This is a genomic window from Bradyrhizobium sp. CCBAU 11361, assembly GCF_028128935.1.
Classification (GTDB): Bacteria; Pseudomonadota; Alphaproteobacteria; order Rhizobiales; family Xanthobacteraceae; genus Bradyrhizobium; species Bradyrhizobium niftali.
Map to the genome: position 1 here is coordinate 334,738 of NZ_LBJZ01000197.1, position 10,144 is coordinate 344,881.

8 protein-coding genes are annotated in these 10,144 nt (G+C 63.2%); 4 read left to right on the top strand and 4 right to left on the bottom strand.

What is annotated here, in order from left to right; translation table 11 throughout:
* Positions 1-22: 22 nt before the first annotated feature.
* From XI08_RS39725 to XI08_RS39735, 3 genes are read left to right on the top strand one after another with little or no spacing between them, the layout of a single operon-like run.
* The gene (locus XI08_RS39725) at positions 23-859 is read left to right on the top strand and encodes an FAD binding domain-containing protein (RefSeq protein ID WP_271578604.1); all 837 of its coding nucleotides are present in this window, start codon (positions 23-25) and stop codon (positions 857-859) included.
* A gap of 21 nt (positions 860-880) precedes the next feature.
* Positions 881-1,339 carry a (2Fe-2S)-binding protein gene (locus tag XI08_RS39730; RefSeq protein WP_271578605.1) on the top strand — a complete coding sequence of 153 codons (459 nt, stop codon included), beginning with the start codon at positions 881-883 and terminating at the stop codon, positions 1,337-1,339.
* A 9-nt stretch (positions 1,340-1,348) separates the two neighbouring features.
* On the top strand, positions 1,349-3,709 hold the full coding sequence (locus XI08_RS39735) for a xanthine dehydrogenase family protein molybdopterin-binding subunit (protein ID WP_271578606.1): 2,361 nt from the start codon (positions 1,349-1,351) through the stop codon (positions 3,707-3,709).
* A gap of 105 nt (positions 3,710-3,814) precedes the next feature.
* On the opposite strand, the gene XI08_RS39740 is transcribed toward XI08_RS39735, so the two are convergent.
* From XI08_RS39740 to XI08_RS39755, 4 genes are all read right to left on the bottom strand, one after another.
* Positions 3,815-4,801, bottom strand: coding sequence for a peptidyl-alpha-hydroxyglycine alpha-amidating lyase family protein (locus XI08_RS39740; RefSeq protein WP_271578607.1), 987 nt, complete (start codon positions 4,799-4,801; stop codon positions 3,815-3,817).
* Between the two features lie 39 nt (positions 4,802-4,840).
* Positions 4,841-5,512 (bottom strand): 4-carboxy-4-hydroxy-2-oxoadipate aldolase/oxaloacetate decarboxylase, encoded by a 672-nt coding sequence (locus XI08_RS39745; protein ID WP_271578608.1) that lies wholly within the window; start codon positions 5,510-5,512, stop codon positions 4,841-4,843.
* 89 nt (positions 5,513-5,601) lie between these two features.
* Complete coding sequence (locus XI08_RS39750; protein WP_271578609.1) at positions 5,602-5,748, bottom strand: hypothetical protein; 147 nt, start codon at positions 5,746-5,748, stop codon at positions 5,602-5,604.
* A gap of 647 nt (positions 5,749-6,395) precedes the next feature.
* Positions 6,396-6,605: a hypothetical protein gene (locus tag XI08_RS39755; protein WP_271578626.1), complete on the bottom strand. Its 210-nt coding sequence runs from the start codon at positions 6,603-6,605 to the stop codon at positions 6,396-6,398.
* Positions 6,606-7,698: 1,093 nt separating this feature from the next.
* On the opposite strand from XI08_RS39755, the gene XI08_RS39765 reads away from it, so the two are divergent.
* Positions 7,699-10,144: beta strand repeat-containing protein (locus XI08_RS39765; protein WP_271578610.1), on the top strand; the 2,446-nt coding region annotated here is incomplete at its 3' end.

The window sequence follows — 10,144 nt, forward strand, 5'->3', positions numbered from 1 at the left end:
TTCTCAAGGCGAGGCGACCGGAATGTTCTACGTCGCGCCGTCGCTCGCCGCCGCCCTCGACACGCTGAACGATTATGGTCCGGACGGTGCGGCCTTCGCCGGCGGCACATGGATCATGCGCGCACCGATCCGGCATCAGCCGCTCAAAACGCACTATGTCGCTATCGGGAAAATCCCTGAACTGACCGTTATTCGGATCGGCACGGATGCGATCGAGATCGGCGCGGCGGTGACACACGCCGCGCTGACTGCGGCGTTGACTGATCTGCCCGAGTTCGCAGTCCTCGCGGCAGCCGCAGGCCGCTCCGCCAACCCTGCGATCCGCGCGATGGCAACGATTGGCGGCAATCTCTCGGCGTCGGATTTTTCCGCGGCCGACTGCGTGCCGGCCCTGCTCTGTCTCGATACCCAAGTCGAGGTCTCAAGCCGAGACGGCCACGAACGCATTAGTCTCGACGCGTTCTTGAAGCGGCGATCCACGTTCGCACCCGGCCAGTTGCTCACCAAGATCGTCGTGCCTCGATCCGGGCACAAGACTGCTCATTCGCGCCTGCCACTGCGCAAGGCGGGAGACTATCCAGTCGCCATCGTCAGCCTTTCGGTGGATGTCGATCCGACCAACCAAGTCCGAAAGGCACGGATCGCTATCGGTTCGGTCGAGATGGTCGCACGCCGCTGGGAACGGCTCGAAACGGCTCTGGTTGGCCGCGTCTTGGATCCCGCACAGGCTGCGGATATCGCCGCTGATCTTGCCGACGAATTCACCGGCCGCGAGAGCGTCGAGGTACCCGCCTGGTATCGCGTCAGGGTGTTGCCCGGTCTTGTCAGGCGCGCGACTGCCGCCGCTCTTGGCGTCTGAATGAGATTGCTGGAGGTGAGCATGTCCCTGAGCCTGACCGTCAACGGCAAGCGACGCACGTCCGCCGCCGATCCTGTGACGCCACTCGTTGACGTCCTGCGGGAAGAGTTTCATCTCACAGGCGCCAAACCGGTATGTCGCGAAGGCTTTTGCGGCGCCTGCATGGTGCTGCTCGACGACAAGCCGACACCATCCTGCCTGATGCCGGCAGCGCTCGCGCAAGGTTGCGAGATCCGAACGGTCGAAGGCCTCGGCGCCGGCGACACGCTGAACACGATCCAGCAGGCACTCGAAGCCTGTGACGCAGTCCAGTGCGGCATGTGCTTCCCGGGCATGGTCGTGACCCTGACACATTTCCTGACAACTTCACCCCGCGCAACACGTGACGACATTCGTGCAGCGCTGACTGGGAACATCTGCCGTTGCACCGGATATGAACGCATCGTCGACGCCGCGCTGACCGCGTTGGCGAAGGAATAGAGGCCTGCCATGTCAGACGTCTCAGCCACCATGGATTTCCGCCGCCGCGATGCCCGCGACAAGCTGCGCGGCCGCACGCGCTACACCATGGACCGTTTCCTGCCCGGCATGCTGCACGCGGCGGTGCTGCGCGCCAGCGTGGCCTCAGGCCGCATCGTCCGCCTCGATACCGCACGCGCCGCAGGCATGCCCGGCGTGCGCGCCATCATCACCGCGGCGGATGCTCCCGGCAAGATCGGGATCGGCATCGCCGACCACCCGCTGTTTGCCCGCGACGTGATTCGCTACGACGGCGAGCCGCTGGCGGCCGTCGCTGCCGACACGCTTGCCCAGGCGCAAGCCGCGCTTAGGGCGATCGATGTCGAGATCGCGCCGCTGCCGGCCGTGCTCACCATGGCTGAGTCCCTAGCGCCCGCCGCGCCGCTCGTTCATCCCGACTGGCGCGATTACGAGGTGCTGTTCGAAGGCGGCGCACGCGAAGGCAACGTGGCCTGGGAGGCAACGGTGGTTCGTGGCGATGTCGATGCCGCCTTCGCAAGGCCTGATGTCGAGATCGTCGAGAGCAGTTTTCGCGTCGGCCGCCAGAACCATGTCGCTTTCGAGCCGCGTGCGGTGGTAGCGAGCTATGAGGACGGCCGATTTCACATCGAAACCTCGACCCAGGTCCCCTGGACCATCCGCAATGCGACCGCGCGCATTCTCGGCGTTGCTCCATCGCAGGTGCGGGTCACGGTGCCGCCGGTCGGCGGTGCTTTCGGTCTCAAATTCGATCTCGCGATCGAGCCGTTCGCCGCCCTGCTCGCCCGCGCCAGCGGACAGCCGGTGCGGCTGGTCAATTCGCGCGAAGAGGAGATGCTGACCTGTCTGTTCCGTGAGAACGCCGAGATCCGCATCCGTTCGGCGGTGACGCGCGACGGAGAAATCGCCGGACGCGAGGCAGTCGTCCTGATGGATTGCGGCGCCTATGGCGGTGAGCAGATCTTCCTGACCACCATGACCGCGCATACGCTCGGAGGAAACTACCGTCTCGGCGCCGTGCGGCTGGTCTCGCGTGCAATCTACACCAACACCGCACCAAACGGCGCGTTCCGCTGCTGCAATGGTGTCTACTGCACCTTCGCGCTGGAGCGGCACACCGACGAGATCGCCGACCGACTCGGCATGGACCCTGTCGTCTTCCGCCGCTGCAACGTGCTCGGCGACGGCGATCTTGGTGCCACCGGCCAGGTGTTTGAAGGCAATGTGCTCGGTCCGATGCTCGATCGGATGGACACGCTGCGCGATGCAGCCGCCCCGCTCCCCAAGCTGGCCGACGGCCGGTTGTTTGGCCGCGCCACCACGGTCGGCACCTGGTTCGTGTTCGTCGGTCCCTCGGCCGCGACCGTCAACATGAACGCCGACGGCACGGCTACGCTGGTGACTTCGGGCGTCGAAATAGGCTCCGGCTCGATGATGCAAAGTCTTCCCCAGATTGTTGCGAGCACGCTCGGCCTCAAGCCCGACGACGTCATCGTGCGTGCGGCCGACACCGACGCAGCCGGCTACGATGTCGGCGTCGGTGGTGGCCGCACCACGGTGTCGCTCGGTGCGGCAAGCCTGTCAGCTGCACAGGAGGTACGGACCAAGCTGTTCAAGGTCGCTTCGGACATGATCGAGGCAGCACCGGAAGATCTCGTGATGCACCAGGGACGCATCGAAATCGCCGGCGCGCCCGGTTCGGGTCGCACGGTCGCCGAGGTCGCAACCCGCGCCCAGGCCCAGATCGGCCCGATCTCCGGCACCGGTGCGTTCACCGGCGCCGGCGTGCCGGCAATGCCCGGCTGCACGGCCGGCCACTTCATCGACGCGATCGACATCCCAGTCTTCGCTGTCCACGACTGCGAGGTCGCGGTCGATCCGGAGACGGGGCAAGTCGAGGTGCTGGCCTATCGCGTCGTCCAAGACGTCGGGCGCGCGCTCAATCCGCGCGCGATCCACGGCCAGATCCAAGGCGGTGTCGTCCAGGGACTCGGTTATGCCTTGCATGAGGAGGTGACGATCGGCGCAAACGGCCGCGTCTGCCAGACCGGATTCGAGACCTATCGCGTGCCAATCGCCCTCGACGTCGTGCCGGTCGAGATCAACCTTTATGAGGGTGCGCCCTCAAGGGGACCGCTCGGCACAAAGGGCACCGGTGAGGTACCAATTCTGAATGTAGGCGCAGTCATCGCATGCGCTGTAGCAAACGCGACCGGAAAGCGCGTCCAAGAATTGCCTTTGACACCGCCGCGCGTTCTCGAACTTCTGCTCGATCGAAAACAGGAGCTAACCCTACCCCACATCGGCGAGGCGTGGACGGACAATCTGGTTCAGCCTCACGAGGCACCCTAGCGAAAAACATAGCCACCGGCCGCCGTGAACGGCTCGAATCCCTCGTGAACTCCTTCCCGCACGCCTGCCGCGTCCTGCCAACCGTCGCTAGCCCAAGATAGCCCTCTAGCAAGGCACCTCCGCCACGCGCTGCAGCTTCTGCAAGCAGCGCGTGGTGCGAACCACGGTCGGCATGTCCTCGTCAGGAAAATTAGTCTTCCAGTCGGTCACGCCGACCTCGCCGACATACATGTCGCCTTTGGAATCCAGCGCAATGCCATGCGGCGCGAGGAATTTTCCGCTCGCAAGACCGGGGCCATCCTCGCCGCCGAGGCGCGCGATACGCTTGCCCTTGGCGTCCACGATCGACAACCGCGGACCGAGATTGGGCACCTTGCGGTTGACCGGCATGGCAGGGCCGAGCTCGCCGATCACGAAGGTCGGGCTCTTGCCGCCACCGCAGCAGCACAGCGCGCACGGCCGGTGCAGATTGTTCCACTGCGCCTCGTATTTGCCGTTGCCGTCGAACACCTGCACGCGATGGTTCTCGCGGTCGGCGACATAGACCCAACCATCGGCGTCGGTGACGATATTATGCACGATGTTGAACTGGCCGGGATCGGTGCCGGGCGCGCCCCAGCTATTGATCAGTCTGCCGTCCGGCGTGAACTTGTGGATGCAGGCATTGCCGTAGCCGTCGGAGACGTAGATCTCTCCCTTAGGGGACAGCGCGGTGTGGGTGCAGCGATGGAAGGGATCGCCGCTCATGAACGGCGCGGGCTTTTCGGGAACACCGATCGTCAGTAGCACCTTGCCGTCAGTGCTGCACTTTCGCACGGTGTGGTCGCCGTCATCGGTGCAATAGAGGTTGTCGTCGGCGTCGATGTGCAGGCCGTGCGCGCGGGAGAACAGCCCCTCACCCCAGCTGCGCAGGAAATTGCCGTCGCGGTCGAGCACCACCATCGGATGGGCGCCGCGGTTGAAGACGTAGATGCGGTCGCGGCTGTCGACCGCGACGGAAGCGACGTCGGTGAGCTGCCAGCCAGCCGGCAGTTTCGCCCAATTGTCGACGACGCGGTAGCGGTGCTCGCCCGAGCCGAGAATGGCTGACACTCGTTTTCCTGTTGTTGCGCGCCTGCGTCGCCTGATCGCTCAGGCGAAGGTGCAGCCCTTGGATTCCAGCACCTTGCCGATGCCGGACAGCTCGAGGATGTTCCCGCCGGCCTTGAGCGCTTTCATCACGCCGGCTTCCTTGTCCTCGCGCGCCGCCGACTTGACGCAGACGTCGGCGATGTTCTCCTTCGGCACGATGACGACGCCATCGTCATCGGCGCTCACGATGTCGCCGGGGCGGACGGCGATCCCACCGATGACGATCGGCTGATTGATAGTGCCGAGGGTCTCCTTGACGGTGCCCTTCATGCACAGGCCGTAAGAGAAGACGTTGAAGCCGGTGTCGCGCACGGCAAGGCCATCGCGAACGCCGGCATCCGTGACCAGGCCGACGATGCCCTTGGCGACGCAGGCCGTCGCCAGCACCTCGCCGAAGCCGCCCTGCTCGGGATGATCGCCCGCGCTCACCACGAGCACGTCGCCCGGCTTTGCCAACGAAATCGCCGTGATCAACATCATGTTGTCGCCGGGATGGCAGCTCACCGTCAGCGCCGGTCCGCAAGCGCGCATCCCGAAATAGATCGGCTTGATGCGGAAGGTCAGCGCACCCGATCGTCCCTGCGCTTCGTGAAGGGTGGACGGAGGAAACTTCTTGATGCGCTCGACAAGCTCGGCGGCGGGCCGATCGAATGTCCTGATTACATGCACCATGGTAACCTCCTTGCGGTCGCGATCTCCGTTACACCTCCATAACCAACCGCCTTAGGGCGGCAAATTCAGATTTTAGGATTGCCGCTTCGTTATGGCTCGTCCTTCGGCTCATCCGGAGGCGATGCCGGGCCACCCGAGGCGATGGCAACCGAGCCGAGCTGGGCCTCGAACGGACCCCAGGTCTTGACGATGATCTCGAGCAGGATCTTGTAGACGGCGAATGCGGCATCGGACAACGCGGCAGTGCGGTTCCCATGCAAAATCCGCGTCGGCTCAATTCGATCGTCATGTGCCCGCTCCGTTGCTGCTACAAAATGATGCGCCCGCGATCTCCGCCACTTCCGTGGTCTTGCTCTTGGAATTTTCTTCTGCGGCCGACGGTAAAAAATAGATTTACGTTCGATGACAGGGGAAGCATGACTGCGGTCTGCCGCCATAGCGAATTCTTATGGCGCCCCTGCGCTTCTGTCGATTTGTCGCTCGATGCAGCTAGCGCTGCGCGCGCGAGCGCGGCTGCCAACAAATCCCCGCTTGAATCGCGTTCGCCCTGCGCTCAGTTCCAAACGGCCTCTTGCGGCCCCGTGCAGACCGGCGCGGACGCCGCATCTGCTACCCCGTGCCTCGACCGAAACTGTCGAAAAGTGCAGGCGGACGAGCAGTCGATCGCACCGACGCGGCGCCATCTACATCGGAAGGCCTGATCAGGTTAGCTGTGAGGAGATTTTTCTTGATCTCCCGGTTCACACGTCGTGCACATGCCGCCCTCTAACCAACTGAAAATATTGAACTCTCGCTCCGATCCATCATGGGCAAGTTTGAGCTGGGTACAGCAAAACATTAGCAACTTGCCAGGCTTAGCTCGATTTGTGCCAAGTTAGACAACTTATCGCATGACGGCCTGTTTCGGCCGCCGTGCGACGGACCGAGTGGCGAATGAAGCCGACGCATCAAGTCGGCCGTTGCCGTCCTCGGGAAACACCAGCGCGTCGCTGCGGCTCGCCGAGATGTTGACGATCTCCAGCGAAGTGTCGCGGTACGTATCGGTGAGATCCGACAGCGTAGTTTCGACCTTGAGCCAGCGGTCCTGCCGCAACGCGCATGCTGCGGCCCCGCTGCGCCTCGATGACGCCGTCGGCTGAAAGCAGCTCGACGGCCTGCCGGATCGTGACGCGCGACACGCCGAACTCCGCGGCCAGCTCCTCGTTGACCGGGAAGCGAAAGCCTTGGGTCCAGATGCCGTGCTTAGACTGAGCAAGACCAAGGAGCCGGCACTTAGTCTTGCCGACCTCGGGCGGCAAAAAAGCGCCAATTAGCTATCTGCGATTTCATCGATAACGTGCCGCAGGTGCGGTCGATCAGCATGCGCAACCGTAGTCTTACGTGGTCCCGACGGAGTACCCCTCCTGGGCCGTTGCCCCGACCGAGATTCCTAGCGAGCATCGCGATCTACGAGAAGCAGGGGCTGCGCGATTGCTCGTCTCACATTTCAAGCGGCTCGCCGAGGCGGGGATGCGTAAAGCGTTTTCCAGCCCGGACTGGGATTCTTGCGCTGATCCATCCGTGCGAACGATCCTGTGCCGCGGGCGACTGTCGGGTTCGATCTCTCAAGGGACGTTACTAAAGCAAGAAACGTTATTGGAAAATCATAAGCCGTGCGCGGTCGTCAGGAGACCGAGCATGAACGGGGCAGGAGTTAAGGGCGTCGGAGTCTTTTCACAACAGGCCAGAGTTTCTTCTGGCGGCGGCGCCTAGGCGCTGAACGGGCGCTCATTGCCGGCGCCCTCCCGTGAGTTGCTCTTCGAATGCAATTGCACCTGCTCCGCGTCAGCAGAGTGGAGTGTGTTGTGAGCAGCGCTTTATTCACCTCGACATCTTTACTGGGCGCCAGCCGTTCCGAAACTAATTCTCGCCTCAGGGACAATTCGAGTTCGTCTCGACCATCGGATCCTTCGGTCGAACTGTGTATGGCAGTTACGATAGCCTCCCGGGTGACGGCGGCTCCCGTGATCGATTCAGCCGATCTGCAGTCCTCGCCGAGCGGCGGCGCACCTTCGCTATCTCCTCGTCAAGACACGACTGCAGCGTTCTGGGCCGCTTCAAGATCGCCCGTATCCGACACGTTGTTCCCCCGTGTTCGGGTTGCTCCCAAATGACTTTCATATTCTACGCGTTTTGAGGTCGAAGACATGGCTACCCAGACAACCGGCGGCGGCAGCACCACCTCGTTCACCAATACACCGCAAGCGAAGGACGATATTTTTACGAGTGGCCTGACCGCCGCCGGCGTATCCATTTCGCTGACGGAGGATAACCTTCAGCCTGTCTTTTTCGATGTCATGGGAAATGACCTTGGAGGCAATGCCAAGACCCTCTTTTCCATCGACAATGGCATCAATAACAGCGGCGCTATGAGCGGCTATAGTGCGGCTGATTTGCTGACCCAGGATACTGCGCGCGCCGAAGCCACAAGCAGCGATACCAGCTTGAATGGCGCCAAAATCTGGATCACGGCGGATGGTAAGGTTGGATATGACGCGTCAGCATTAAGCGCTCAAATCGCTGCCCTGTCAGCAGGGGATTTTTTCACAGATTCATTCATTTACGCCATCCGGCTTGGCAATGGGACGCTGAGCTGGGCTACCGCCACGGTGAGAATTGCCGGGGTCAACGATGGCCCCGTAGCCGTGGCCGACACAAATGCGGTGAAGGAAGACACCGCGTCGAATTCAGTCAGCGGCAACGTGCTCACCAACGATACCGACACCGATACGCACGACAGTCATTGCGTCACGGCCGTCAACGGCTCTGCCACCAAGGTCGGTGCTGATGTGGTCGGCATCTACGGCACGCTGCACCTCAACTCCGATGGAACGTACACCTATACGCTCAACAACGCCCAGGCGAATGTGCAGGCCTTAGCGGCAGGCCAGCTGGTTTACGACACTTTCAGCTACACCAATTCCGACAATCATGGCGGCTCGAGCATTGCCAACCTGACTATCACGGTTACCGGCACCAACGATGCGCCGGCGATCACCTCGTCGGCGCAGAGCGGCCTGGCGACGGAGTGGGCGGATCTGTCGGCGGCCGAGGCGGCCAACTCTCCGTATACCGCCTCCGGCGCCGTGGCGTTCACGGACATCGACACGCTCGACAGTCACATTGCGAGTTTTGCGCCGCAAGGCGGCGGCTATCTCGGCACGTTTACCCTCGATACCACCAACCACGATACCGGCAACGGCGGCTCGATCGGCTGGCGCTTCTCGGTTGCCGACAGCGCCATCGATTACCTGCAGGCCGGCCAGACCCTGACCCAGAAGTACGATGTGACGATCTCGGATGGTCACGGAGGCACCGCTGTGCAGACCGTGACCGTGACGATTGTCGGTACCAACGATGCGCCGGTGATCACCTCATTGGCGCAGAGCGGCCTGGCGACGGAGTGGGCGGATCTATCGGCGGCGGAAGTTGCCAACACCGCGCACACCGCCTCCGGTGCGGTGAGCTTCACCGACGTCGACACGCTCGACAGCCATACTGCGAGCTTCGCTCCCCAAGGCGGCGGCTATATCGGTAGCTTCACGCTCGATACCACCAACCATGATACCGGCAATGGCGGCTCGATGGGCTGGAGCTTCTCGGTCGCCGACGGCGCCATCGATTATCTGCAGGCTGGCCAGACCCTGACCCAGAAGTACGACGTGACGATCTCGGACGACCACGACGGCACCGCGGTGCAGACCGTGACCGTGACGATTGTCGGCACCAACGATGCGCCGGTGATCACCTCGGCGGCACAGAGCGGCCTGGCGACGGAGTGGGCGGATCTGTCGGCAGCGGAAGTTGCCAACACCGCGCACACCGCCTCCGGCGCGGTAACCTTCACCGACGTCGACACGCTCGACAGCCACACCGCCTCGTTTGCGCCGCAGGGCGGCGGCTACCTCGGCAGTTTCACACTCGATACCACCAACCACGACACCGGCAATGGCGGCGCGATCGGCTGGAGCTTCTCGGTCGCCGACGGCGCCATCGATTATCTGCAGGCTGGCCAAACGCTGACCCAGAAGTACGACGTGACGATCTCGGACGACCACGACGGCACCGCGGTGCAGACCGTGACCATGACGATTGTCGGCACCAACGATGCGCCGGTGATCACCTCGGCGGCACAGAGCGGCCTGGCGACGGAGTGGGCAGATCTGTCGGCGGCGGAAGTTGCCAACAGCCCGCATACCGCCTCCGGCGCGGTGACCTTCACCGACGTCGACACGCTCGACAGCCATACCGCGAGCTTTGCGCCGCAGGGCGGCGGCTACCTCGGCACGTTTACCCTCGATACCACCAACCATGATACCGGCAATGGCGGCGCGATTGGCTGGAGCTTCTCGGTTGCCGACAGCGCCGTCGATTATCTGCAGGCTGGCCAAACGCTGACCCAGAAGTACGACGTCACGATCTCGGATGGTCATGGCGGCACCGCGGTGCAGACCGTGACAGTGACGATTGTCGGCACCAACGATGCGCCGACGATCACCAGTGCCGCGCAGTCCGGCACCGTGTCGGAAGGCGATGACCTTCCGGCCGCAGCCCAGACCGCCACCGGCCAGGTCACCTTCTCCGACGTCGACA